This is a genomic window from Chitinophaga sp. RCC_12 (assembly GCF_041360695.1).
GTDB lineage: Bacteria > Bacteroidota > Bacteroidia > Chitinophagales > Chitinophagaceae > Chitinophaga.
This window is the reverse complement of sequence record NZ_JBFUPS010000005.1, coordinates 311,303-335,444: the sequence shown is the minus strand read 5'-3', so window position 1 is coordinate 335,444 and position 24,142 is coordinate 311,303. Positions and strand designations below refer to the sequence as shown.

The following is a 24,142-nucleotide window of genomic DNA, read 5'->3' as shown; positions in this document are numbered from 1 at the left end:
GGTACACACACAGCTTGCCACGCCGGGGGCCCCCGGCAGTTGGTTTTCAGCAGATGTGCTTACTACGGATGATCCGTGCAGCAATCAGGTCATGACATATCTGTTTTAAAAGAATGATTTAATTGGCCTCCTGGTAAGGCATCACGGTAATAGTTCTTCCCTGTGTCTTAAAACGTACGATTTTGGTTAGTTCAAGTGCTTTTAGTAACTGTGATATTTTTGCTGTCCGGGAAACGATGCCGGAGAGCTCAATGCCGGACATATCCCCTTCATACTTTATCTCTATATCATACCACCGCGCTATCTGCCGCATGATGGTGCTGATGTCGGTATTCCTGAAATAAAATTCCCCGTTTTTCCAACCAAGTATTTCTTCCATGTCTGGTTTGTTCACGCTCAGCTCACCGGAAGCGTGGTACAGTACCGCCTGTTCACCGGGATGTAATATTCTGTCCGCGTTTATTTTTACGGCGCCCTGTACCAGCGTGGTTTTCACGGCAGCTTCATCGGCATAGGCCATTACGTTAAACGACGTTCCCAATACCTGCACGTCCATGCCTCTGGCGGTTACGATAAATGGTTTCCTGTCATCTTTGGCGATATCGAAGTATGCTTCTCCCGAAACTTCCACCATTCTTTTATCCTCCGGGAAAGCGGTGGGATAACGGATAGAAGAAGCCGCATTGAGCCATACATGTGAGCCGTCGGGTAAAATAAGCTGGTACAGGCAGCCGGTGGGTGTTTGCATGGTATTGTATACCAGGCCGGTGTTCTTCTGTGAAAATTGTTTATAGGCCAACTGCCCGTTGGCCAGCTTAATTACCTGTGCGGAGCCCTGTTGGGCGATGGCGCCGTTAGCGGCGCTGTCGAGCGCTATGCGGGTGCCATCTCCCAGGATCAGCGTGGGGCGTGCTGTTCCTTCTGGCGCTTGCGACGCCTGCGCTATAACATTTGTTTTTTTGCGGTTATTCCACTCCCAGCTTACAGCCAGCAGCAATAAAAAGATGGCTGCCGCGGCGGCATATTTAAACCAGGGGCGTGCAACAATGGATGGTTTTGTACGATGTAAAACCGGTATAACTTCACTTTGCCGCGCTTTCATCATCACTTCCAGCGCCATTTCGCCGGCGTCAAAATCTGCGCTTTCAGCATAGGCGGGATCATTAAAGGCTTCCTGCAACAATTGGGAGAGCAACGCTTTATTTTCCGGCTGCAGGGCCATGCTCCTGAACAACCGGATCTCTCCGGCGTTCAGCGTTCCGCTCATGTATCTTTTAAACAGTTCTTCAAATGTAATTTCAGACATATGCTGATACAGATTTAATATCTCCCGTTATAAGGACGGGAAACAAAGAAGGGGTAAGACAGTAAAACTGAAAAATTCATAAAAAATGATTGGAAGCCAGGAATAGCAAGGCGAAAACACTTTCGGAATGCCGGCTTAAATACTCCCGGATGCTGCGCAAGGCCCGTACAATATAGGTTTGAGAACTTACCACGGAAATATTCAGTTTCCGGGAGATCTGCACATGACTTAGCCCGTTAAAACGATGCAATACAAACACGGTCTTTACTTTCTCGGGGAGATGTTCGATGGCCTGCAGCAGGATCTTTTCCAGCTCCTTGTATTCCATACCCGACTGGGCGTCGCTGAATGGAGCTTCGGAAAGATGATCGGCCAGGAATTCAATATTATCGGTATGCAGCACCTTTTTCTCCAGGTGGTCCATGATAAGATTGCGGGCACATACATATATAAACGTACCCACTTTTTCCACGCCGGGAAGCTTTTCCCGGTTGTTCCATAATTTGAGGAAGATATCCTGTGAGAGGTCTTTCGCCTGTTCGGGAGAACGTGTCAGGCGCAGCGCCGTGCCATACACCTGCGGCCAGTATTGTTTAACGAGAACCTGGAAGCTCCGCTCATCTCCTTTTGCAACGGAGAGCAACAATTCCTGTTCATTAGCGTGGATCACGGATGGTATCAGTGTTAATTATAACGGGTAGTGATGCATGAAAATAATACAACCTGTTCTAATTTACAAAACAATACTGTCCGGCTTTTGAAAAGTGGCGGCTTTGGGGTAAGCGATCGCTGTTTTAATTATCCTGAAATGACTGCTTAAACGCTACGGGGGTTAAATTGGTTTTCCGCTTGAAGAGTTTATTAAAAGACTGAGGATGCTCAAATCCCAGTTGGTAAGCAATTTCAGCCACCGAGAGCTGGGTAGACATCAGGTATTCCTTTGCCTTTTCAATCAGTTTTTCGTGGATATGCTGCTGGGCATTTTGCCCGGTGAGCGAACGTAGCATATCGCTCAGGTATCGTGGTGACACGTTTAACTGCTCTGCCAGAAATTCAACCGAAGGAAGACCTTTCTGCAATCCTTCATCTTTATCAAAATACCTATTGAGCAACTCTTCCATGCCGGTAAGCAGATCGTGACTCACAGATTTGCGTGTAATAAATTGCCGCTTATAAAAACGATTGCTATAGTTAAGCAATACTTCAATGTAGGATACAATGAGGTCCTGGCTAAAGGCATCAATAGCATTATTGAGTTCTTCTTTTATACTTTCGACAACAGCAAAAATCTGTTGTTTTTCTTTATCGGATAAATGCAGGGCTTCGTTGGTATCATAAGAAAAGAATCCGTACTGTTTAATTTTTTGCCCAATGGGATAGTTCCTGATAAAGTCGGGATGAAAAAGCAATGAAAACCCTTCATACACCACTTCATTCGGGATGGTGATCAGTTGATAGGGAGCAGTAAACACCATTCCGCCTTCATCAAAATCATAATATCCCTGCCCATAACCCATTTTGCCTTTCTGATTGAATTTATATGATATCTTGTAAAAATTCAGCAACAAAGATTCAGGCAGCTGACTGACGTCAACTTTGATACTGGTGTTGTCGAAAAAACCAATCAAAGGATGCACGGGTTTTGGTACCCCCATTAACCTGCTAAGTTCTGAAATGGAATCTATTTTTGCAGGGATATTATTTGACTTCTTCATTTATCAAATTTAAGACTTAATTTCCTAACACACTTTTACCCAACTCGATCCGGGCTGCTTCCTTACCAATTTCCAGGCGTCTGTTGTATAACGCATTTGCATACTCACCACCCACATAGGTAATTTTGTTTTGCCCGTCCGTAGCCGCTTCATATACCAGTCCGGCTATTTCATCTGCTGTTGAAAAAGCTTCAGGATCGAATAGTGCAAACACTTTCTGCATCATGTCCTCGTAAGCCGGGTGACTCCCCATTTCCAGCGATCTACCCGCAAAATCGGTAACAATACCACCCGGTGCAACGGTTTTAATGCCGATATTATCCTGGCTCAGTTCATAAGATAAAGATTCACTCCAGCCTTCCAGGGCCCATTTGGTGGCATGATAGGTAGAGCCGAGGGGGAAGCCCACCAATCCTCCGATAGAAGTGATCGTAATAAACAAGCCTTGTTTCTTTTCCCTGAAAAAAGGAATAAATGCTTTTGTAACTCTTATAACGCCGAGTAAATTGGTGTTCAGTTGTTTTACAATCTGCTCATCGGTTAATGCCCCCAAAGCGCCCATCAGTCCATATCCCGCGTTATTGAGTACCACATCCACATCATATTTTGCGGTAACGTTCTTTACGCAATCGTCAATTTGCCCCGGATTGGTAACGTCGAGCGGCAACAGGATCACATTTTCCAATTGTGAAAGCTCCGTTTCATTTTCCGGCTTACGCATGGTGGCGATTACCTGCCATCCCTTGCTTTGAAATAACCTGGCAGTTGCTTTGCCCAGACCTGTTGATGCTCCTGTAATGAAGATCGTTTTCATTTGTCGATGTATTTAATTTTACATCTCAAAGGTCTGATACTATGGAAAGCTATATGTTGCCAAATTGAGTTTTGATGTAGCCGAAATGACAGGCGACGTTATGCCAACTATTTAAAAGTAACCTTTATCATTTCCGGGATGCCCGGCAAGGTGGTAAATGGATTGGGATTGGGCACCACCGCAATCGGCTTGCTTTCCGTGAGCGGCGTTCCTGCCAAATTGAACTGTGTAACACCTGCTCCCGGGAACTGATCAACCGCAGTTCCATTGTTATATAGGGCGATACTAGTAGAAGCATCGCCTTTTTTAAAGGGATCGATGCCGTCTGAACCGGTGGCGAAGAACCAGTCGTTAGAGAACCCATACATAGTAGCTATCGCCACTCTGTCGCCTTTTGTAACGGTAATTTCCCGAGAAACATTTCCCCCCGCCTGCTCCCCTATTTTTGGAAGCAATACCGTGGTGTTGGGCGCAGGAAGCACATACACCGATTTAATGCCACTTTTTGTTTTCAATGACGCGGCGAGTATATTCGCATTCCCTTGCTGGGCCAGTTCTTTCAATCCTTCGTTCCGGTCATTCTCTCCCACTTTAAACAACGGATCTTCTACTCCGTTATACACCACTACCAGCACAGGAGACAACGGCGTAAATATACCGGTGATGCTGCTTACATACGTTTTCAGCGGCATGTTATTCCCCGCTTCAGCGATGGAGGTTAAACCATTGGCGGAGGACATTCCTTTAACATACAGCGGGGATGGATTGAGTAAATTGCCACCTGCGATATAGGATATGGCCCATACACCAGGACTTAAAGGCGTTTCGTTAGCCGTTCCTGCTGAAGTATTCTGCAGGGTCAGGGTAAACTGTGAGTTCCCGTTGTATTTCAGGGTTGCTTTTACCAGTTTGGAAGCAGGGAGATAGGTATTTCCCTGGGCGTCGGTACCACTGACTTCCGAGATGTTTTTATTTTCAACAGTTCCCGGATGGACCACACCAGCCCCTGGCGCCTGGTTTACACGGGTGCCATTGTCCCATAGTTTTACCTGTGAAGAAACATCGCCTTCAATGGGTTTTCCGTCCTGGTCATATACCAGTATCCCGGGATTTTCCGGTGCAAAAAACAAATCGTTGGATGCGCCATACATCGTGGCAAAGGTGATGGCTTCTCCCTTGGCGGCGGAAAATGTGATGGCAGCCGATTGCCCCGGTAAAATCAGTGCCGGTGTTCCGGTTCCCTGGAAGGCGCCGGATTCTACCAGGGGCCGGGAATCTAAAACGTTTTCAATGGTGATGGTTGTTTTCTCACTTGCGCCATCCGGGCCATCTGAATGATCTTTCTTACAGGCAGGCAATGCCAGGGGGATCAGCGCAGCAGCCACCCAGGGAGCAATTCTTTTTATGTGTTTCATGTTGTATGGTCTTTCCTGCTTTGTCGGGCAGCGGGTTTATTCCTTACAGTTTTTTCTGTCTTTTTAAAACAATTCTTTTTGTAAGGACCGGCGGGTTCATACGACTAAAGCAAAAAAATCTACAGATCATATGAAATCAAACGCTAATAAACACAAGTACTTCAGCGTAGCCAGCTGGAAGAATGCCTGCGTTGCGCTCGCCGTGATAGGTCTTTTAAGTTCAGGCGATACTGCGATGGCAACTGTAAAAGACACGGTAGAAATGGTGGCAGGTGTTCCTGTAAAACCGGAAGACATCAGTCCCCTGCTGATAGGCGAAGCCATACCTATGCTGCAACTGCCCACCTCTTCAGGGAAACGTTTTGACTTAAATAAGTCGGTAGCGGAAAAGCCGGCCATCCTCGTTTTTTATCGTGGGGGTTGGTGTCCCTACTGCTCAAAACAACTGTCGGGGTTGCAGGAAATTGAGCAGGACCTTGTAAATATGGGCTACCAGGTGATTGCTGTCAGCACGGACAGCCCGGAAAATCTTAATAAAACATTAAACAAACAAAAACTTACTTACACGCTTTTATCAGATGCAGACCTGGACGCTGCCAAAAAATTCGGGATTGCTTTTAAAGGCCCTCAGCACTATGATTCATTTTTACAGGAAACTTCCGGTGGTAAAAACGTGAACAAATTGTTGCCCGTACCATCCGTTTTTATTATCAGCAGGAAAGGCGCTATTCTTTTTGAATATATCAACCCGGATATTACCCAACGGGTAAGCGCTTCCTTGTTAAAAGCGGCTGCAGGAGCCCTGCGTGAGGAGATATAAATGCTATCTCAGTTTATCATCTATACTCTTTTGCAACTCCTGTTTGAATTTGTCATCCAGCTTCCGTTCAGCCTGGCCAGCTGAATGGAAGAAATTGCGTACCATTTGATTGATGATGATACTCTGCTGCTGGAATGTTTTGCAGATGGAACATCCCATGAGGTGGATTCTCAGCTCCAGTTTTTCACGGAGTGTAATGCGGCCTATCTGCTGCTTCTCAATCAGGAAAGTGGCTTTCCGGCAGTTATAGGCGATCTTTTTTAATCCATTCATAGCGGTTGATTAAATCCAGTTTTTTTGAAGACAGGCGCGAAGATTTACTTTTGCCCGGTGTATGATCACCCAGAAATTTGATGCGGATACTTTTAAGGTATTGCAGATGGTTTCGGTAGATTCATCATCCATATGCTTCATCGTAAAAACCGAAAGCCACAACACTGGCAGCTTCTTCATGCATAGCTGGAGTATCCGCTGAAACTCTTTGTTTTCCAGCGCGTCAGGCCGTTCAATTCCCAGTTCTTTTGGCCGGTGCTGATCATTCCAGTGCCCGTCGACGGCATCGAAAAAATCCTGGTGTTCCTGTTCAGCATCGCTAAGGTTAGCTCGTTTAGCAAAGGCGGAGGAGTTTTTGCGATAAACATCTATCACCTTAAATTTTAAAATAGCGGTAAGCCAGGTTCGCTCTGTGCTTCTGCCTTCAAATGTACCGGCCTTTTCCAGGGCGGCCAGAAAGGTTTCCTGTACCAGGTCTCTCGCCTGATCCTCATCATTAATGCGTGTAACGGCATACGTATACAGGTAATCCGCATACTTACTCACCCAGGAATGCGGATCGAGTGTGTTGCCGCCGGCAATGATATCTTTGTTCTGATCTCTTTGCATATATGAATTTACGAATATATTTTTTCCGGTTTCCCCGTAGCAGATGTTAGTCGGAAAAGACAGAAAAACCTTACAGGATTTCTTCTTTTATTTTAGAACCTCCTCTATAAATTACACTAACCATTACTTTCTTATCATTTTTTGCCCTAGTTTGCGAAATAATCCGGCCTTAAAAAATAATTGTCATCTAACCAAACATATACTGAAAAGGAGCTGCTTTTGCGCATAGCTGAGGGGGATGAAACTGCTTTTGCAGCTTTATTTAATCTTTACTCCACACCATTGGCTTTGCTCGCCTTACGCATGCTCCATAGTGAGCCGGCCAAACAGGAGGTGTTACAGGAAGTTTTTATTAAGATATGGTTGAACAGGGACCGGCTAAGAGACGTACAGCTCCCGGGTCCCTGGCTAAGGAAAATCACCATTCATGAATGTTTACAGTACCTCCGCAAAACATCCTTGTATAATACTAAGCTGGGCGACCTTCACCAGGAAGACGCCAGCTTCAACCACGCATTGAGTAGTATTTCGGTGAAAGAAATACAATATGCGGTGAAACGCGCGCTCCAGGTAATGTCCCCACAGCGCAGAACCATTTATGAGCTGAGCCGGGAAAAAGGGCTGAGCACAAAAGAAATCGCCGCCCACCTCGGCCTTTCAGACGGATATGTACGCAATGCCATCAGCGCTGCCCTTCAAACCATCCGCAGTTTTCTGCCAGACTCCGCCCGGTTACCCGCCATTATTATTTTTTTACTTTTTTTCAGAAAGTGATAGTGACAAGTCTTCCTTTCCCGCATCTTATATATAGCGCATGGAAAATACACGCATATATTACCTGGCAGGGCAATACCTGGATAAAAGCCTGAGCGACGCCGAGCAGGTGGAGTTTCAGCAGCTGTTACAGGCCCCTGATCACCAGGAGGCATTACAGGCAGTCTTTGATGAGCTGGCAGGCGAGCTGGATATGAACGCCACGCAGGACGAGGCACTGTTGCCTTTATTGCAACGGGCCTTAAACAGCGATAAGCCCGCACGCCGCATGCACTTCCTGCCTCGCCGGAGTTGGGCAGCGGCTTCCATCATCCTGCTGGTACTGGCCGCAGGCGCCTATTTCTGGCTTACCCATAAAAAAAATACGCCGCCAGCTGCTATAGCTGCTAAACCCACAGACATTGCCCCCGGCAGGGAGGGCGCCATCCTTACCCTGGCCGATGGCTCCCGGGTAGCATTGGATAGCCTCCACAACGGCGTAATCGCAAAACAGAACGGCACGCAGCTGGTACTGGCAAACGGGCAACTGGCCTACGATCCCGCAGGAGCGCCCAACGGGGAAATCGTTTTCAACACCATGTCTACTCCAAAAGGCCGGCAATTCCGGGTCACTTTACCGGATGGTACGCAGGTATGGCTGAATGCAGCCAGTTCAATACGCTACCCTACGCTGTTTTCCGGTCAAGAAAGAAAAGTAGCGGTTACTGGCGAAGCCTATTTTGAAGTCGCTAAAAATGCGGCCATGCCCTTCCGGGTGAGCGTGAACAATAAAGCCGAAATAGAAGTGCTGGGTACACATTTTAACGTGAATGCTTACGAAAATGAACAAACGATTGCCACTACCCTCCTGGAAGGATCGGTACGCGTAGCGGCCTTCTCCAACGGGCGCCAACCGGGCAATGTAGTTCTCCGGCCAGGCCAGCAGGCGCAAATTGAAAGCGCCGCGAAAACGGGCATACGGGTGATTGAAAATGCCAACACCGATAAAGTGATGGCCTGGAAAAATGGCATCTTCTATTTTGATGGAGTGAGCTTCGCGGAAATCATGCGCCAGATGGAGCGATGGTACGATATTGAAGTCGTGTATGAAAAGGGCGTTCCGGATATTGCGTTTGAAGGGGAAATGACCAAAGACGTTTCGCTAAACGGCCTGCTGGTGATGCTCGGCAGAACTGGTATACATTTCCGCCTGGAAGGCAGGAAGCTGATTGTGCAATAATACCTTTATTATAAAAAACCGTCACAGCGCTAACTGTGACGGTGGATGAATTTAATTAGTCAAAAAAACGGTTCACCAACCACTTTTATTAACAACCAAATCTGCTGCAAATCTATGCAAAAAAAATGCTATTGCCCCCCTGTTCGTGCGGGGCAGCACCCGGGTATTGCGCAATCCGTCAATGAAGGATTCAGCAAGCCCTTTAGAAAAAGAACCAAAATCCTGAGGGCTATGAAATTAACGACCTTCTTATTAACTGCTGCTTTTATTCATGCCCACGCCGCCAGCATGGCGCAGCATGTCACCATCTCCGGCCGGAACCTGACGCTGAAGCAGGTGTTCACCGCTATTAAAAAGCAAACGGGCTATGTACTGCTGAATCAGAAAGGCGTGCTGGCCGATGCCAAACCGGTGTCCCTTTCTGCTGATAACCTGCCATTGCGGGAGCTGCTGAATGATGTCTTTAAAAATCAACCTTTAGAATATGTGATCGAGGGCAAGACCATTCTTGTTTCCCGAAAACTTCCGGTTGCGCCCTCCGGCCAGCTGGCTTCCCCTTCCGCCCCCCCTGCTGCCACATTCATTCCTGTTAAAGGTTTTATCCGTTCTGCCGACGGACAACCTTTAGCGGGCGTGAATATTGTGATTACAGGAACCAATAAGGGAACTACTTCTGTTGCCAACGGTTCTTTTTCTTTTGATGCGAATACGGGAGATGTTATTAAAGTATCTGCTGTCGGCTTCGCTCCGCTCTTCCTGCGTTTCACCGGCAGTAATTTCCAGGTGGTATCAGCTGAACTGCCTGCCAAACGGAAGTCTTCCGGAGTTGACGGATCTTCAGCAAGCGCCTCAAAACTGGTTTCAGGCAACCCTTCTGCGCTCCTTATCCAGCTGGCATTAAGCACTTCACCCATAGATGAAGTGCAGGTAACGGCCTATGGTACCACCACCAAAAGATTTAATGCCGGTAACATTACTACGGTAACGTCAAAGGAGATCGAAAAAAATCCCGTAAATAATGTTCTGGAAGCGCTGCAGGGAAAGGTGCCCGGATTATTTATCCAGCAGGTAACCGGTCAGCCGGGAGGTGCATTTACTGTGAGGATGCGCGGCTCTGCCAACCTCACCACCGGGGCTACACAACCAATGATCATCGTGGACGGTGTACGTTACCCTGGTGGCACGTTACCTCTTTCCAATAATACCTCCTACGGCACACAAACTTTTCTGCAGGGGGGCAGCGGCCTGAATTACATCAATCCAAACGATATTGAAAGCATCGATGTGCTCAAAGATGTGGATGCCACCGCTATTTACGGTTCCTCCGGTGCCTATGGCGTGATCCTGATTACTACAAAGAAATCCAGGTCCACCCAACAGTCGTTCAATGCCAACATCTACACCGGCGTATCGGTGAACGGGCAAACACCCAAATTACTCAACACCGATCAATACCTGATGCTCCGCCGCGAAGCGTTGGCAAATGATAAACTGGAAATACCGGCCAGCGATAATGATCTGAATGGCGTCTGGCCTGCCGACCGCTACACTAACTGGCGGAAAGAATTCATGGGAAAATCGGCTGCAACTTCTAATGTAAACCTTTCTTACAGCGGAGGTGCACAAAACACCACGTACCTGATCAGCGGAAGTCTCCGTGATATTGGTAACATACAACGCCACCGCGGATCAAACAGGGATGGCTCTCTCCGTTTTGCGTTAAACACCGGCAGCACCAACAATAAATTCAGTTTAGCCCTGGGCGGTACCTATCTCTCTTCAAAAAATGATATGGTACCTTACGATTTCTCCGTCAGCGCACTGACTCCTCCCAATGCACCACCGGCTTATAACGAAGACGGGAGCATCAACTGGGCGTCGATCGGAAGCGACCTAAACAGCAGCGGCACTGCCAGCAACGCTAACAGGCTGTATAAAAATGTGACGAATAATCTCCTGGCCAATGCAACGCTCACTTACCGGCCGGTCAAAAAAGTGACCCTCCGCAGTATTTTTGGTTACAATACCATTAACGGAAAGGAATTAATCGGCTATCCCACTACGGTTTTTAATCCTACTAACACCCAGGCCCCTACGCAAACGGTGGGCATACTTCATCAGTATAATACGCGCTCCATCACTATTTCACCCTATGGCGAATACAATACTTTAATCAGTAAGAAAGGTGATTTAAGCATTAAACTGGGCGGCGAGGTGAACAACCAGGTAACGTATTTTGACGACATCACCGGAAGAGGATTTCCTTCTGATGCCCTGCTGAATAATCCTTCTGCGGGATCTACGGTAACTACTAATTACAATCTTACGGAGTACCGGTCCATCGGTATGTATGGGATTATAAAATTTGTATGGGACGATAAATATATTATCGATATCAATACACGACGCGATGGCTCTACCAAGTTTGGCCCTGGCCGCCGTATCGGGAACTTTGGTTCTGCAGCGCTGGCCTGGATTTTCAGCCAGGAAAAGCTGGTTACTGATCACCTGCCGTGGCTCAGCTTTGGTAAGATAAGGATCAGCAGCGGCGTGGTAGGCGGCGATGCCATTGGCGATTTCCGGTACCTGGAAACATATAGCGTCATCGGCGGATCGTACGATGGAAAGGTAGGATTGACACCCAACTCACTTCCCAATCCCCTGCTGAACTGGGAACGTAATTTTAACTCGGAAGCCGGCCTGGAGCTGGGATTTTTTCACGACCGGATTACGACCGACTTTAGCTATTACTCCAATCGTGCCGGCAATCAGCTGCTGGGGCAGCCCTTGTCAACTGTTACCGGTTATCCCAGCTATACCTTAAACTCTGATGCGTTGATACGTACCAGTGGCATGGAAATCAGCCTGAGTTCCACCAATATCAAAAACAGGAATTTTACATGGTCAACAAGGTTCAATATTTCCATACCTAAAAGCAAACTGCTGAGATTACCGTCGAGTACTCAAAATGCCAACTATGTGCTGAACAAACCCGTTACCGGTATACTACTCTATAAATACAACGGGGTAAACCCGGAAACCGGCAACTACAGTTTTACCGATGCGAAAGGAAATGTGGCTGATTACTCCGGGGGATTAACGCAGGCCGATAAAACCGAATTTGTAGACCTGGCGCCGAAATACTTTGGCGGACTGCAGAATTCCTTTACCTATAAAGGGCTGACGCTCGACTTCACCTTCAACTTCACCAGCCGCACCGGACAGAACTTTCTTGGTCAAACCGCCTTTCCTTTTGGACTCTATGGCTTAAATGGTTCTACTATCTGGTTGCGCCGCTGGCAACAACCGGGCGACATAACCGATATTCCAAAGTTAAGCTCCCAGTTCACCAGCATCTTCCGGCAAGGCCTCCTGCAAAGCAGTACCGGCGGCTACAGCGACGCCACTTACGCACGGTTACAGAATGTAAGCATCCGCTATAGTTTCAGCCCGGAAGTAAACAAAATGCTGCATCTCAAAAATCTGTCGGTGTACCTGCAGGGACAAAACCTCCTTACCATTTCCAAATTCGATGGTCTCGATCCGGAAAACCTGAATGCAGGCGTAATCCCGCCACTGCGCGTATTTACAACCGGAATTAATGTTACACTTTAATGCAATGAAAATGAAGATGATCTTTCCTGTCAATTATAGTTTTTCAAAACAGCTGCTGGCCATTACCACTTTGCTGGGCATCACGCTAACCAGCTGCGAAAAATACCTGGATGGTACCCAGTTACCGGCCAATACCATTGCAGCGGTGGATGTTTATTCCACCGATAACATGGCATCAACAGTGGTTACCGGCATTTACCTGACCATGAACAATACCGGCCCTTTTACCGGTTCCGCGAGTGGCAACATTGGCTATACCATGGGTTTGTATACCGATGAACTCAGCAGTTTGCTGACCGGTAATTTTGCAGATGTGTTCTATAAGAATGCGATTCAAAGCGGGCAAAGCGGCAACTGGACCGACTTGTATAAAAAACTTTTCACCGTTAACACTGCTATCCAGGGCATCAATGCCAGCAAGGGTAACCTCGCTTATAAAAATCAATGGTTGGGCGAGTGCTATTTCCTGCGGGCCTATTTTTATTATTACCTGGTTAATATTTATGGCCCGGTACCGCTGGCGCTGACGAACGATTATACGGTAAACAACCGGTTGTTCCGCGCACCGGAAGCTGATGTGTACCAGCAAATCATTGCCGATCTTAAAATGGCCCAATCCCTTTTAGACAATGAGTATAAAAATGGTTACGGGGTTACTACCACTAACCGCTTCCGTCCCAACAAAGCCGTGGTTACTGCTATGCTGGCAAGGGTGTACCTCTATGCGAAGGACTGGGCCAATGCCGAAGCGCAGGCGGGTGAGCTGATCAGCAACACCAATTATGCAATGCTGCCGCCTGACCAGGTGTTTGTTGCCAACAGCAGGGAAACCATCTGGGCACTGGCGACCAACAACCCTAAATTCACCAATGAATACGCCTTCTACAACAATGGTATGCCGGAAACAATTGTGCCGCCGCAAAGTCCTGCCTCCTCCAGTGTCTTCGTTAAGCTGAGCAATCTTTTGACCAACACGTTTGAACCCGGCGATGCACGCTTCACCAACTGGGTGCGTACCTCCACGGTGGCTGCCACTTCTACCGCCCCGGCAACGGTGTACTATTTCCCCGCCAAATATAAATCCCCGTCCACCAATGCGGAGTACCAGGTACTGCTGCGGCTTTCAGAGCAATACCTGATCCGGGCGGAAGCCAGGGCCATGCAAAATAAAAGTAATGCCGTGGAAGATTTGAATGTAGTGCGTTTACGCGCGGGCCTCGAAGCACTGCCAGCAGGCACACAGGCCACTTTGCTCAGGGCTATCGCTAAAGAAAGGCAAACCGAACTGTTTACAGAATGTGGCCACCGGTTTTTCGATCTGAAACGCACCGGCGTCATCGACGCCGTAATGGCCACCGTAGCGCCTACCAAACCCACTACCTGGATGAGCTATATGTCTTACTGGCCAATACCGCCCGCTGACCTCCTCCAAAATCCGAATTTAACGCCCAACCCGGGATATCTTCAATAACCTGATTAACGGACAGGATAATGATAAAACAAACCATCCTGTCCGTTCTCAACACATCAATTTTTCATGAAGAAAATTTTTATACTGGCAGCCATACTGGCGCCGGGATCGGTAGTCGCCCAGTCCGGCACATACACACTGACCATCAAACTACCTGCGCTTACCACTCCTGCGAAGGCGTACCTGATAACAAACTATGGCTGGAGCAACCAGCAGGTCCTCGACTCCGCTATGCTGAATAAAGGTTCTTTCCGGTTTAGCGGGCAGGTGAAAGATCCTGCGATGGTGCACGTACTCATTGATCATACCGGAGAAGATTTTACAAAATGGAAGAAGACTGCAGATGTTAATGATTGCTACCTTGAAAAGGGGGCTATTCAAATGACCGGCACCGATTCTGTAATCCATGCAGCAATTACAGGAGGCCCTGTAAACAACGATTACAAACGGTACAAACAGACGGTACTCTCCCACAGGGAACAGCTGGGCAAAGCTGTGGACTCCATGTTTCGCACTGCAACACAACAGCAAAAAAAAGATCCCCACTTTATAGATACTGTGATGAAACAATACCAGGTCGTTTCAAAAGAAACAGATTCCCTGAAATATGTTTTCATCCGTCAAAATCCTGCATCATACATCAGTCTCGTTACCTTGATGGAGGTGGCAGGCAAGGATGTGGATGTACCGCGTATTGCGCCTTTTTTCAAAAGACTTTCCCCGGCATTGCGCAACACCGGAACCGGTAAACAATTCGCAAAAAAGCTGTATAATCTGGGACGACTTTCAATTGGTGTATTTGCGCCGGATTTCACACAGAACGATGTGAACGGTAAACCGGTTAAGCTTTCTGATTTCAAAGGGAAATATACGCTGGTCGACTTCTGGGCATCCTGGTGCGGGCCCTGCAGGGCAGAAAATCCCAACGTACTGAAAGCATACCAGGCATTCAACCAGAAAAACTTTACGATCGTTGGCGTATCACTGGATACCAACAAAGACGCATGGCTTGGTGCGGTGAAGAAAGATGAGCTGCCCTGGCAGCAGTTATCCGATCTGAAAGGATGGAAAAATGAAGCAGGGAAATTGTACGAAGTACACGCCATCCCGCAAAATTTCCTCATTGATCCGCAGGGACGTATCATTGCGAAAAACCTGCGTGGTGAAGCCTTGCATGAAAGGCTTACGGAGCTGCTGAATAAGTAGCTTAAGAATTATAAGGGCCGGCTAAAAAGTACAAAACTACTTTTCAGCCGGCCCTTGTTTTATTTTATATCATCACTACTCCAGCCACTGCCCTCCATATCTTATTTTTCAGGAACCAAGCAATCTTTTGAGGGCGGCGGGATAACTTTTTCCGGATACGCCGCCATCGCCCAATGTAATACTATCGCCAAAACAAACCACTTTGTTATGCGGCAACTGCAGCTGTATGATCGCCTCATATACTACAACGCCCATCAGGCGGTATCCTTCCGGGGTGGGATGCAGGCCATCCGTTTTACCGCTGTTGGCTTCATTACGGAGAAGGCTATCCGCATCAGTGCCTATATTACCTGTTTTTTCAAAAACATGGTGCATGTCCAGCACCGGCAGTTTATTGTCTGCCGCGATTTTACGGATCACTTCATTCACCTGCCGGTTCCTTTCCTGGTACCCTTCAGGCTCATAGAACTCCTTCTTGTGGCGCGTGAAGAGGTAAGGCTCGTAAGCTGGTAATATGGTCATCAGCAGCACCTGGCTGTTGATGTTCATGATCTGTTTAACCATACTGCGGACATTCGCCTCATATTGCGGCAACGGCACATACTTCATGCTATTCATGTCGTTGGTGCCCGCCATCAGGATGGTAAGGTCAGGCCGGTGTGACAAACAGTCCTGGTCGATCCGTTTTAGCAGATCAATGGTATTGTTGCCGCCAACACCCGCATTGATCACCTGCGGGTCCGCTGCCGGCGTGGCTTTCACGGCAGGCTTCCAGGAAAAATATTTTTCCTGGAAGGCCACCGAGGTAGTGAGTAAGCCTGTTTGTAAAAATGTTCTGCGATGCATCATCAGTAATCCGGGTTTTGTGTCAGGTTCTTATTTACATCCCGTTCTGTTTGAGGGATAGGATACAGGTAGTGTTTTTCCAAAACAACAATAGCCGGGTTCTGCGCTTTTAGCGCGCTGGCCAGCCGTTTAGTCCTTACCAGGTCGTACCAGCGATGCCCTTCAAAAGCCAGTTCCAGACGTCTTTCCAACAACACGCTGTCGCGGAATGCAGCCTGGCTCAGTCCGGGCAGCAGATCCACGAGGCCCGCCCTTCCCCTGACCTTGTTAATTGCCGTATAGGCTTCCACGTTACCAGCGGCCTGCTCATTCAATGCTTCTGCATACATCAGCAGTACATCAGCATAGCGGATAATGGGGAAGTTGTTGCTGCCTTCCCCTGTAGCCGTGGCGGAAGGGTCCAGGTATTTACATACATATCCCGGGAAAAGAATATTCGCTGGTGCGGGAGGTGTGGTGGTGGCAGAATAAAGCCGGATGGTTACATCCCTGCGCTTGTCCGGCAGGCTATAGGCATCATACAGGTTCTTTGTAGGAGGATCATCGCCAAAGCCAGAAACGCCATTCACCTTGTCGAAACCGGGCCGCATATAGCCCTGCATGAAACTGCCCTCTCCTACGCCGCCTCCCAGCGCCTGCACTTCAAATACGGCTTCTTTGCCATTCTTATTGGCAATGGCAAAAGCATCTGCAAAATTAGTCCAGAGGTCATACACACCCAGGTCTATCACTTCCTTGCATTTGGCGGAGGCTTTGGCCCAGTCCTGCCGGGTCAGGTAAACCTTTGCCAGGAAAGCTGTTGCCGCGCCTTTGGTGGCCCTGCCTTTGTCTGCTCCCGTGTAAGACGCCGGCAGTACTTTCTCCGCATCCGTAAAATCTGCTATGATCTGCTGGTATACTTCGTCCACGGTTTTCCGGGATATTTCCAGGTCACTGAGTGAGGTGGTTTCCTGTAATACCAGTGGCACACCGCCGAATAATCGCACAAGTGTAAAATAGTAGAATCCTCTCATGAATTTTGTTTCAGCCAGCAGACGCGTTTTGAGCACATCATCCATAGAGATAGCCGGTACCCGTTCCAGCACTGTGTTAGCGCGGTTGATGCCCTGGTAGCAGGCGCTCCATACCACCTGGAAAGTAGCGGTAGCCGGTGTGAAAGTGTATTTGTCAAGATCGTTCTTCGACTGGTTAACCGTGGAGCGGCCACTGCCCCATTCGGCATCATCCGTGGCCTGATCCATCAGCACCCACATAGACTGGTTGTACAGACTGGCGGTGTTCACCAGGTCATATACGGAATTAACGGCCGCATTTGCGTCGTCCGCATTCTTGTAGAAATTCGCAGGTGTGAAGCTGGACTGCGGCACTTCGTTCAGCTTTCCGCAGGATACGCCTGTTATCAACAATAAAAAAAGAATAAACTTTTGCATATGCAGAAATATTTTTGTTAGAAGCTGACATTTAACCCAAAAAGCACGGTCCTGGCGGTAGGATAGCTGCCGTAGTCGAAACCCTGGCTGCGGCTGTCCTGTCCAAAGCGGTTCACCTCGGGGTCATAGCCGCTGTATTTTGTCCAGGTAACAAGATTCTGTACACTCGCGTACGCGCGGATGGAATGCACCTTGAGGGCTTTCAGTACGGAAGCGGGCAGGTTGTAGCCCAGCTGCAGGTTCTTGAGCCGCAGATAGGAGCCGTCCTCAATCTGTCGCGTAGAGATACGGTTAGTAGGCCGTGCATTGGTGGCGCGCGGAATGTCCGTATTGGTATGTGTGGGCGTCCAGCGGTCGAGCATATCCCGGTCCTGGTTCAAAGTGCCGGTGAGATACTCCAGTTCAAAGCGGTTGGCGTTCAGTATTTTATTGCCATATACGCCCTGGAAGAAAATGCTGAGATCAAACCCGCCGTAGGAGAAGGTGTTGCTGATGCCGCCTGCAAATTTGGGCTGTACATTACCAATGATGGTACGGTCTGCATCATCTATTTTCTTGTCGTTGTTCAGATCTTTGTACCTGCGGTCGCCTGGTTTCTTCGCATTCGGATCTGCCAGTGCCGACAGTTCTTCTGCCGACTGGTAAATACCATCGGTTACATAGCCGTAGAAAGAGCCTAATGGCTCACCTACACGGATAATACCGGAGTTGACGTTCTGTGCTATGTTGGCTACTTCACCAGCAAATATCTGCGGGGCGCCGCCAATATCCAGCACTTTGTTACGATTAATCACGTAGTTGATATCTGTGGTCCATTTGAAAGCACCGTCCAGGTTCACCGTGGAGAGACTAAGTTCTATCCCCTTGTTCTCTACCTGGCCCAGGTTCTTATAAGCGCTGGAATAGCCGGAGGTGCTGGGAATGGTTACATTCAGCAACAGGTTCCTGGTTTTTTTCAGATAAGCATCTGCTGTGAGGCTGATCCTGCTGTCGAACAGGGAAATGTCAATGCCCAGATCGGCCTGCGAGGTGGTTTCCCAGGAGAGGTCCGGATTGGAGATCTGGTTGGGGCCAATACCGGTGGCTACTGCGTTGCCCAGCACATAGTTCTGGGTGCCCAACAGGGAGTACGCGGGATAATTGCCGATACCGTCCTGGTTACCAGTAGTACCGTAGGTAGCCCTGACTTTCAATTCGCTGATCTGTTTCACGCTTTTCAGGAAAGGCTCTTCGCTCGCCCGCCATGCCAGTGCGGCAGAAGGGAAAAAGCCGAAGCGCTTGTTGGCACCAAACCGGGAGGACCCATCTGCACGGAAAGAAGCGGTGAGTAAATATTTATCGCGATAGCTATAATTTACCCTGCTCAGGTAAGACTCCAGCCCCCATCCGCCAACACCTGAAGAAGGGATAACGGGTATTGCGCCTGCGCCCAGGTTGCCCGAGCCCAGGTTGTCATTTACAAAACTGCGGGAAGATGAAGAGCTGTATTCCGTCTGGTTTACCTGCTGGGTATAACCTATCAGGGCAGTAATGTTGTGTACACGGTTGAATCTTTTCGTATAGGTAAGGGTATTTTCATTCAGCCAGGTAATATTCTGTTCATTGTAGATGTAGGCTACACCGCCCTGGGAGAGGCCACTGGCCACACTTCGCGGAAGATAGTTATCCTGCTTTTGCAGAATAGCGTCTGCACCGAACATCACCCGCAGGCTAAGCCCTTCGAGTATTTCATATTCGCCGAATACATTACCGAAAACACGGTAGGCGGTATTGCGGTTCTTCGAGTCCTGTACCAGCGCTACCGGGTTATCAGCCGGGAAAGTGAGCTTGGGATCATTAATCAGGTATTTACCATCCTTATCATATACGGAGAGAAGAGGTGGAAACTGCAGCGCCGCCATTGTTGCCAGACCGGCAGAGCCCAGGTTGCCATCAGACTTAGCCTGGTTACTCACCGTGCGACTCACGGTCAGGCTGTTGCCTATCTTGATCTTACTGGTCAGTTTCCTGTCGATATTTACGCGAAAGGAATACCTGTTAAAGTCAGATCCTTTCACGATCCCCTGCTGTGTGAAATAGCCGGCAGACAGGGCATATTGCGTTTTTTCATCACCACCGCTGACAGACAACTGGTAATTGGCAATAGGAGCGGTACGGAGTATTTCATCCTGCCAGTCAGTGCCTTTGCCGAAAGCGGCTACCTGGTCTGGTGTGTATACGGCAGGCTGTCCATCGTTGGTATTGGCTTCATTAACAAGCTGCGCGTACTCGCTTGCGTTCAGCACCGGGTATTTCCGGCGCACGTTCTGCGTGCCGTAGTAGGTATCGAAGTTAATAACAGACTTGCCTGCTTTTCCTCTTTTGGTAGTAATGATCACTACGCCGTTGGCGCCACGGGAACCATAGATGGCTGTGGAGGAAGCATCTTTCAGGATGTTGATCGATTCAATATCCGCCGGGTTGAGGGTACTCAGTACGTTAAAGGCGGAACCAGTGTTTGCGCCGGCATTCTTGAAAGGAATACCATCAATTACGTACAACGGCTCATTGTCGCCCTGTATGGAGTTACCCCCGCGGATACGGATAGTGGTGGAGGCACCGGGAGCGCCGGAATTCTGCGTTACCTGCACGCCGGCGGCCCTTCCCTGCAGGGCCTGATCCAGCGAAGTAACGGCCACTTTCCTGATTTCTCCCACCGGTATGGAGGCAACGGAGCCGGTGAGATCACTCTTTTTTACCTGACCATAACCTACTACCACTATTTCTCCCAGGGCTTCTGTATCGCCTTCCAGGGTAACGGTGATGCTGCTCTGGCCCGGTGATAAAGTTATTTCCTTTGATTTAAATCCCAGTGCGGAAACCACCAGCACCGCGTTCTCCGGTACATTGGCGAGCGTGAATACACCGGTTACATTGGTGGTAGTGCCCCGGCCGGTGCCTTTCACCTGCAAGGTAGCGCCGGGTATTGGCACACCCTTTTCATTCACCACTTTGCCCTGTAAGTTGTCAATGGTGGGTTGCTCCGCTCCCAGCAATGCGGGCGATGTTATTTTACGGCTGATGACCACCGTATTACCCTGCAAGGAATAGCGCAGTGGCTGGTCTTTCAGCATCATCTTCAGCGCTGTTTCCAGCGGCGTGTTGTTAAAGGCAACGGTGACCGGTTTGGCCGCGGCCATGTCCTCGTTGCGATGAAAGAATACATAGCCTGTCTGTTGTTTGATCACTGCAAACATCTTTTCCAGTGGAACGTTCTTCCCGCTGAAGGTGATCTGCTGGGAGTTACAGACAGCAGTGGCCTTCAGGAAAAAAAACAGGAATAGCGATAACATTAATTTGTACATAACATGGAAGATTGGTTGATACGTTTATTTACTTATTTATTTACTTATTCCGGCAGTATGACGATATGCCTGTCATGCTCTATTTTAAAATGCACCCTTGCCTGCTCCAGTGTTTGCAGCGCCTGCGCCAGGGTAAGGCCCTTCCCGATCTCCCCGGAGAAGATTCCCTGCGACACGCCGTCTGCGTAGCTGACCTCTACGTCGTACCAACGGGAAAGCTGTCGCATGATAGTGTGGATATCCGCGTCCACAAAAGAGAAGTAGCCGTTTTTCCAGGCAATCACATGGTCCGTATTCACCTTGTTGACGGCGATGCCATCAGCGCCGCGTACAACTGCGGCCTGTTGCCCGGGTTGCAAAAGCGTTGTTTCCTTGTTCATGCTTACTTTTACGGCACCGTCGAGCAGGGTGGCGTTCATGGTCCGTTCATCATCATAGGCCATGATGTCAAAGCTGGTGCCCAGTGCCAGCACTTCGAGGTTGTGAACGCGCACTTTGAACGGCTGTCCTGCTTTCTTTGCGATCTCGAAATATCCTTGTCCTTCCAGCTCCACTACTCTTTCCTTCCCTGTGAAAGCCGTGGGATATTTCAGCCTGGATGCCGCATTCAGCCATACTTTAGAGCCGTCCGGCAGTACCAGCTGGTATTGTCCGCCGCGGGGTGTAGCCAGGGTATTAAAGTCAGCCGCAGCACTTGCACCGTTTACATCATATTGCAGGCGGCCGTTCTGCAAATGGATGGAGGTATTACCCTGTTGCATCACGCGACCGGAGGCGCTGTCCAGCGCCACGGTGGAACCATCCGCCAGGGTGAGCATGGCTTTGTTGCCTCCAGGTGGCACATCCTGTTTTAAGATGTTGTGATGAACTATGGCAGAAGGAGTAGTTGATCGTTGCAGGTAAAGGTATCCCATAGCGCTTAGTCCCAACGCTACTACGGCAGCAGCAGCGTAACGCCAGCGGTATACCCTGCGTACCGGGATAACGGGAGTGTCGCTTTCGTGCTCCAGTTGATCTGCCGGTGGGCGCGTGTTGGTGAGAAGATTTTCCAGTTTGGCTTCGGCATCCGGGATGCCTGCCGCACCGCGACTGTTGAGCCAGTGCTGTTCCATAGCCAGGCGCAGGGCGTCGTCCACCGGTCCTTGCTTCACGGCTGTCAACAGCTCTTCCAGCTCTTCGCGGGTGCAGGTATTATTAATATAACGCTCGAACAAACGGCTTAATCTGTAATCAGTTTCACTCATACGTGGATGGCAGGGAATAGCTGCCTTTAATAGATAGACGCTGGAAAAAGGAGGAATAACTAATCGATCTGAAAAAAAATTTAAACTTTTTCTGAAACGACATGCAGGAGGGTAAATACCATCACCAGGTTCAGATGGTCGGCCAGGTATTGCTGGATGAAACGTTGGGCTTCAGTGATATGGTTGTTGACAGTGTGCCTGGAAAGGGATAAGCGCCCGGCAATCTCTTTATGGGAGAGCCCTTCCTCCCGGCTTAACTGGTATACTTTCCGGCGCTGGGGGCTGAGCAAACCAATTGCTTCCCGGAGTTTTGTTTCATATTCCTTCACCATTACCTGGTTATCGGCTTCCATAGCATCCGCCATCTGGATCTCTTCCCACAGGAGGTCTACCAGTTGCGGGTTTCGGCTGGCAGCGCGCAGAAAGTCGATAGCGCGATGGTAAGCAACACGGAACATGAAAGCCTCAAGGTGCTCAATACGGGGCAGCAGTTCCCTGCCCACCCAGCATTTGGTGAGTACGTCCATAACCACTTCTTCCGCCACCTGCGGGGATTTGATGATGGTACGGATATAATGAAACAGCCTGCCCTGCCATGCATGGAAAAAACTGCGGTAGGCGGCTTCGTTGCCTTCCGAGATTAATTGTAGTAGTTCCTTATCAGTATGTGGTTGTTCTGGCATGTAAGTAAACCCTGTCCCTCTTGTCGTAAAAGTAGTAAAAGGACAGCAGTAAATAACACTAAAAAGAACAGGCACCCGGATAACCAGGTGCCTGTTCTTTTTATACTATATCTACCTCTACTCAGTCCAGCGAAGACTTATACCGTTTCAATGCTTCTAAAAAATAATAATCCGCATACACTAGCGGCACATCAATTTCTGCATTATGCGGGATACTTCCCACGCTGTGCATCAATATAAAATTGCCGTTCTTTTCTTCCGGCGCCCGGTACGCAGTACCTGCGAGTGAATGCAGTATGGTGACCGCTGCCTGGCGATATTGCTCGGCCTTATCCTTGCCGGCATAACCACTCAGCTCAAACAGCGCCGATGCCACAATTGCGGCGGCTGACACATCGCGGTATTTTGTTTTCACCTTGTTGGCATTGGAACGTACACCCGGAACATATCCATTCTCCTGTACATTAAAATCCCAATAGGGTACTTTATCTTCCGGAAGATTTTTATTATCCAGGAACCAATCGGCCATACCGGTGGCTGTTTTGAGAAAACGCGGGTCATGTGTTTCCCGGTAGATCATGGTAAAACCATAGATGCCCCATGCCTGGCCACGCGACCAGGTAGAATTATCGGCGTACCCCTGCGCAGTTTCACGTGCCAGCACCTTACCATTGGTGGTATCATAACATACTACATGATAGGAACTGTAATCCGGCCGTATCTGGTTGCGCATGGCGGTTTCCGCGTGGCTCACGGCAATGTGGCGGAAGCTGGTATCGCCGGTTTCTTTAGCTGCAAAAAACAACAGCTCCAGGTTCATCAGGTTGTCGATGATAACGGGATAGTAGTATAGCTGCTGACTATGCCACGATTTAAATGCATTCCACGATTTGATGCTCCGTGTTACCGGGTTAAAACGGGTACTGAGCGAGCGGGCGCCCTGGATAAGGATATCCCGGTACGCTTTGTTGCCGGTAATACGGTAAGCATTGCCATAGCTGCAATACATCATAAAACCAAGGTCATGGTGTTGTGTAAAATCCTTCAGCGGCTTCAGTTTCTCCGTCCACTTAACAGCTTCCTGTTTCAGCGCGGGATCTTTGGTTTGTTCATATGCATACCAGAGTGAGCCCGGAAAAAAACCGGGTGTCCAGTCGTACATCGATGTAGTGATCATCTTCCCCTCTTTGTTGATCGTCCTGGGAAAAGCCAGGCTGTCGCGGGATTCCGTGTCCTTCAGCATATGCTTAAGCTGCTGCCGGGCAAAGCCCGCATTACTGCTGATAAAGTCCTTCTCCCCGCCCACCGTGTAAGCAGTGATGCCGGCGGCTAAAATAAAATAAAGCAATGGTTTCATA

General features: G+C 48.8%; 19 protein-coding genes. 6 read left to right on the top strand and 13 right to left on the bottom strand.

The genetic code is table 11. The features are described 5' to 3' along the window. Nucleotides 1–118: 118 nt before the first annotated feature. The 5 genes from AB6805_RS17170 to AB6805_RS17150 all read right to left on the bottom strand — a co-directional run bounded on the left by AB6805_RS17170 (nucleotide 119) and on the right by AB6805_RS17150 (nucleotide 5,250). A complete protein-coding gene (locus tag AB6805_RS17170) occupies nucleotides 119–1,306 on the bottom strand; it encodes a FecR family protein (RefSeq protein WP_370910669.1) in 1,188 nt (395 codons plus the stop codon). A gap of 76 nt (nucleotides 1,307–1,382) precedes the next feature. Beyond that, nucleotides 1,383–1,976: an RNA polymerase sigma factor gene (locus AB6805_RS17165; RefSeq protein ID WP_370910668.1), complete on the bottom strand. Its 594-nt coding sequence runs from the start codon at nucleotides 1,974–1,976 to the stop codon at nucleotides 1,383–1,385. 124 nt (nucleotides 1,977–2,100) lie between these two features. Beyond that, nucleotides 2,101–3,021, bottom strand: coding sequence for a helix-turn-helix domain-containing protein (locus tag AB6805_RS17160; RefSeq protein ID WP_370910667.1), 921 nt, complete (start codon nucleotides 3,019–3,021; stop codon nucleotides 2,101–2,103). A 16-nt stretch (nucleotides 3,022–3,037) separates the two neighbouring features. Next, nucleotides 3,038–3,835, bottom strand: a complete 798-nt coding sequence (locus AB6805_RS17155) for an SDR family oxidoreductase (protein ID WP_370910666.1) — start codon at nucleotides 3,833–3,835, stop codon at nucleotides 3,038–3,040. A gap of 107 nt (nucleotides 3,836–3,942) precedes the next feature. Continuing rightward, a complete protein-coding gene (locus tag AB6805_RS17150; protein WP_370910665.1) occupies nucleotides 3,943–5,250 on the bottom strand; it encodes a spondin domain-containing protein in 1,308 nt (435 codons plus the stop codon). Nucleotides 5,251–5,380: 130 nt separating this feature from the next. Here AB6805_RS17150 and AB6805_RS17145 point away from each other — a divergent pair, with 130 nt between their 5' ends. Beyond that, the gene (locus AB6805_RS17145; RefSeq protein ID WP_370910664.1) at nucleotides 5,381–6,070 is read left to right on the top strand and encodes a peroxiredoxin family protein; all 690 of its coding nucleotides are present in this window, start codon (nucleotides 5,381–5,383) and stop codon (nucleotides 6,068–6,070) included. A gap of 3 nt (nucleotides 6,071–6,073) precedes the next feature. On the opposite strand, the gene AB6805_RS17140 is transcribed toward AB6805_RS17145, so the two are convergent. Together AB6805_RS17140 and AB6805_RS17135 are read right to left on the bottom strand one after the other, a co-directional pair. Then, the gene (locus tag AB6805_RS17140) at nucleotides 6,074–6,343 is read right to left on the bottom strand and encodes a hypothetical protein (RefSeq protein WP_370910663.1); all 270 of its coding nucleotides are present in this window, start codon (nucleotides 6,341–6,343) and stop codon (nucleotides 6,074–6,076) included. A gap of 9 nt (nucleotides 6,344–6,352) precedes the next feature. Next, a complete protein-coding gene (locus AB6805_RS17135; RefSeq protein WP_370910662.1) occupies nucleotides 6,353–6,952 on the bottom strand; it encodes a sigma-70 family RNA polymerase sigma factor in 600 nt (199 codons plus the stop codon). Nucleotides 6,953–7,171: 219 nt separating this feature from the next. Here AB6805_RS17135 and AB6805_RS17130 point away from each other — a divergent pair, with 219 nt between their 5' ends. The 5 genes from AB6805_RS17130 to AB6805_RS17110 all read left to right on the top strand — a co-directional run bounded on the left by AB6805_RS17130 (nucleotide 7,172) and on the right by AB6805_RS17110 (nucleotide 15,237). Further along, entirely contained in the window at nucleotides 7,172–7,726 is a 555-nt protein-coding gene (locus AB6805_RS17130) for an RNA polymerase sigma factor (protein WP_370910661.1), read from the top strand. A 40-nt stretch (nucleotides 7,727–7,766) separates the two neighbouring features. Beyond that, the gene (locus AB6805_RS17125) at nucleotides 7,767–8,945 is read left to right on the top strand and encodes a FecR family protein (RefSeq protein ID WP_370910660.1); all 1,179 of its coding nucleotides are present in this window, start codon (nucleotides 7,767–7,769) and stop codon (nucleotides 8,943–8,945) included. Nucleotides 8,946–9,176: 231 nt separating this feature from the next. Beyond that, nucleotides 9,177–12,560, top strand: a complete 3,384-nt coding sequence (locus AB6805_RS17120; protein ID WP_370910659.1) for a SusC/RagA family TonB-linked outer membrane protein — start codon at nucleotides 9,177–9,179, stop codon at nucleotides 12,558–12,560. Between the two features lie 10 nt (nucleotides 12,561–12,570). After that, a complete protein-coding gene (locus AB6805_RS17115) occupies nucleotides 12,571–14,031 on the top strand; it encodes a RagB/SusD family nutrient uptake outer membrane protein (protein ID WP_370910658.1) in 1,461 nt (486 codons plus the stop codon). A 66-nt stretch (nucleotides 14,032–14,097) separates the two neighbouring features. Then, nucleotides 14,098–15,237, top strand: coding sequence for a redoxin domain-containing protein (locus AB6805_RS17110; protein WP_370910657.1), 1,140 nt, complete (start codon nucleotides 14,098–14,100; stop codon nucleotides 15,235–15,237). A gap of 108 nt (nucleotides 15,238–15,345) precedes the next feature. Here AB6805_RS17110 and AB6805_RS17105 read toward each other — a convergent pair whose 3' ends face one another. The 6 genes from AB6805_RS17105 to AB6805_RS17080 form a co-directional block, all read right to left on the bottom strand. Next, nucleotides 15,346–16,086, bottom strand: coding sequence for a GDSL-type esterase/lipase family protein (locus tag AB6805_RS17105; RefSeq protein WP_370910656.1), 741 nt, complete (start codon nucleotides 16,084–16,086; stop codon nucleotides 15,346–15,348). Continuing rightward, nucleotides 16,086–17,513: a RagB/SusD family nutrient uptake outer membrane protein gene (locus AB6805_RS17100; RefSeq protein ID WP_370910655.1), complete on the bottom strand. Its 1,428-nt coding sequence runs from the start codon at nucleotides 17,511–17,513 to the stop codon at nucleotides 16,086–16,088. The genes AB6805_RS17105 and AB6805_RS17100 overlap by 1 nt, the downstream gene beginning before the upstream one ends. A gap of 17 nt (nucleotides 17,514–17,530) precedes the next feature. Beyond that, nucleotides 17,531–20,857 carry a TonB-dependent receptor gene (locus tag AB6805_RS17095; protein ID WP_370910654.1) on the bottom strand — a complete coding sequence of 1,109 codons (3,327 nt, stop codon included), beginning with the start codon at nucleotides 20,855–20,857 and terminating at the stop codon, nucleotides 17,531–17,533. A gap of 44 nt (nucleotides 20,858–20,901) precedes the next feature. After that, a complete protein-coding gene (locus tag AB6805_RS17090) occupies nucleotides 20,902–22,101 on the bottom strand; it encodes a FecR family protein (protein WP_370910653.1) in 1,200 nt (399 codons plus the stop codon). An 80-nt stretch (nucleotides 22,102–22,181) separates the two neighbouring features. Further along, nucleotides 22,182–22,784: an RNA polymerase sigma factor gene (locus tag AB6805_RS17085; protein ID WP_370910652.1), complete on the bottom strand. Its 603-nt coding sequence runs from the start codon at nucleotides 22,782–22,784 to the stop codon at nucleotides 22,182–22,184. Between the two features lie 121 nt (nucleotides 22,785–22,905). Then, nucleotides 22,906–24,141, bottom strand: coding sequence for a glycoside hydrolase family 88 protein (locus tag AB6805_RS17080; protein ID WP_370910651.1), 1,236 nt, complete (start codon nucleotides 24,139–24,141; stop codon nucleotides 22,906–22,908). Nucleotide 24,142 lies beyond the last annotated feature (1 nt).

Excerpts from the sequence above, each read along its gene's own strand:
- AB6805_RS17125 (WP_370910660.1), top strand. The coding sequence starts at position 7,767 with ATGGAAAATACACGCATATATTACCTGGCAGGGCAATACCTGGATAAA.
- AB6805_RS17160 (WP_370910667.1), bottom strand. The coding sequence starts at position 3,021 with ATGAAGAAGTCAAATAATATCCCTGCAAAAATAGATTCCATTTCAGAA.
- AB6805_RS17100 (WP_370910655.1), bottom strand. The coding sequence starts at position 17,513 with ATGCAAAAGTTTATTCTTTTTTTATTGTTGATAACAGGCGTATCCTGC.
- AB6805_RS17120 (WP_370910659.1), top strand. The coding sequence starts at position 9,177 with ATGAAATTAACGACCTTCTTATTAACTGCTGCTTTTATTCATGCCCAC.
- AB6805_RS17095 (WP_370910654.1), bottom strand. The coding sequence starts at position 20,857 with ATGTACAAATTAATGTTATCGCTATTCCTGTTTTTTTTCCTGAAGGCC.
- AB6805_RS17140 (WP_370910663.1), bottom strand. The coding sequence starts at position 6,343 with ATGAATGGATTAAAAAAGATCGCCTATAACTGCCGGAAAGCCACTTTC.
- AB6805_RS17085 (WP_370910652.1), bottom strand. The coding sequence starts at position 22,784 with ATGCCAGAACAACCACATACTGATAAGGAACTACTACAATTAATCTCG.
- AB6805_RS17150 (WP_370910665.1), bottom strand. The coding sequence starts at position 5,250 with ATGAAACACATAAAAAGAATTGCTCCCTGGGTGGCTGCTGCGCTGATC.
- AB6805_RS17135 (WP_370910662.1), bottom strand. The coding sequence starts at position 6,952 with ATGCAAAGAGATCAGAACAAAGATATCATTGCCGGCGGCAACACACTC.
- AB6805_RS17115 (WP_370910658.1), top strand. The coding sequence starts at position 12,571 with ATGAAGATGATCTTTCCTGTCAATTATAGTTTTTCAAAACAGCTGCTG.
- AB6805_RS17145 (WP_370910664.1), top strand. The coding sequence starts at position 5,381 with ATGAAATCAAACGCTAATAAACACAAGTACTTCAGCGTAGCCAGCTGG.
- AB6805_RS17080 (WP_370910651.1), bottom strand. The coding sequence starts at position 24,141 with ATGAAACCATTGCTTTATTTTATTTTAGCCGCCGGCATCACTGCTTAC.
- AB6805_RS17105 (WP_370910656.1), bottom strand. The coding sequence starts at position 16,086 with ATGATGCATCGCAGAACATTTTTACAAACAGGCTTACTCACTACCTCG.
- AB6805_RS17110 (WP_370910657.1), top strand. The coding sequence starts at position 14,098 with ATGAAGAAAATTTTTATACTGGCAGCCATACTGGCGCCGGGATCGGTA.
- AB6805_RS17155 (WP_370910666.1), bottom strand. The coding sequence starts at position 3,835 with ATGAAAACGATCTTCATTACAGGAGCATCAACAGGTCTGGGCAAAGCA.
- AB6805_RS17170 (WP_370910669.1), bottom strand. The coding sequence starts at position 1,306 with ATGTCTGAAATTACATTTGAAGAACTGTTTAAAAGATACATGAGCGGA.
- AB6805_RS17090 (WP_370910653.1), bottom strand. The coding sequence starts at position 22,101 with ATGAGTGAAACTGATTACAGATTAAGCCGTTTGTTCGAGCGTTATATT.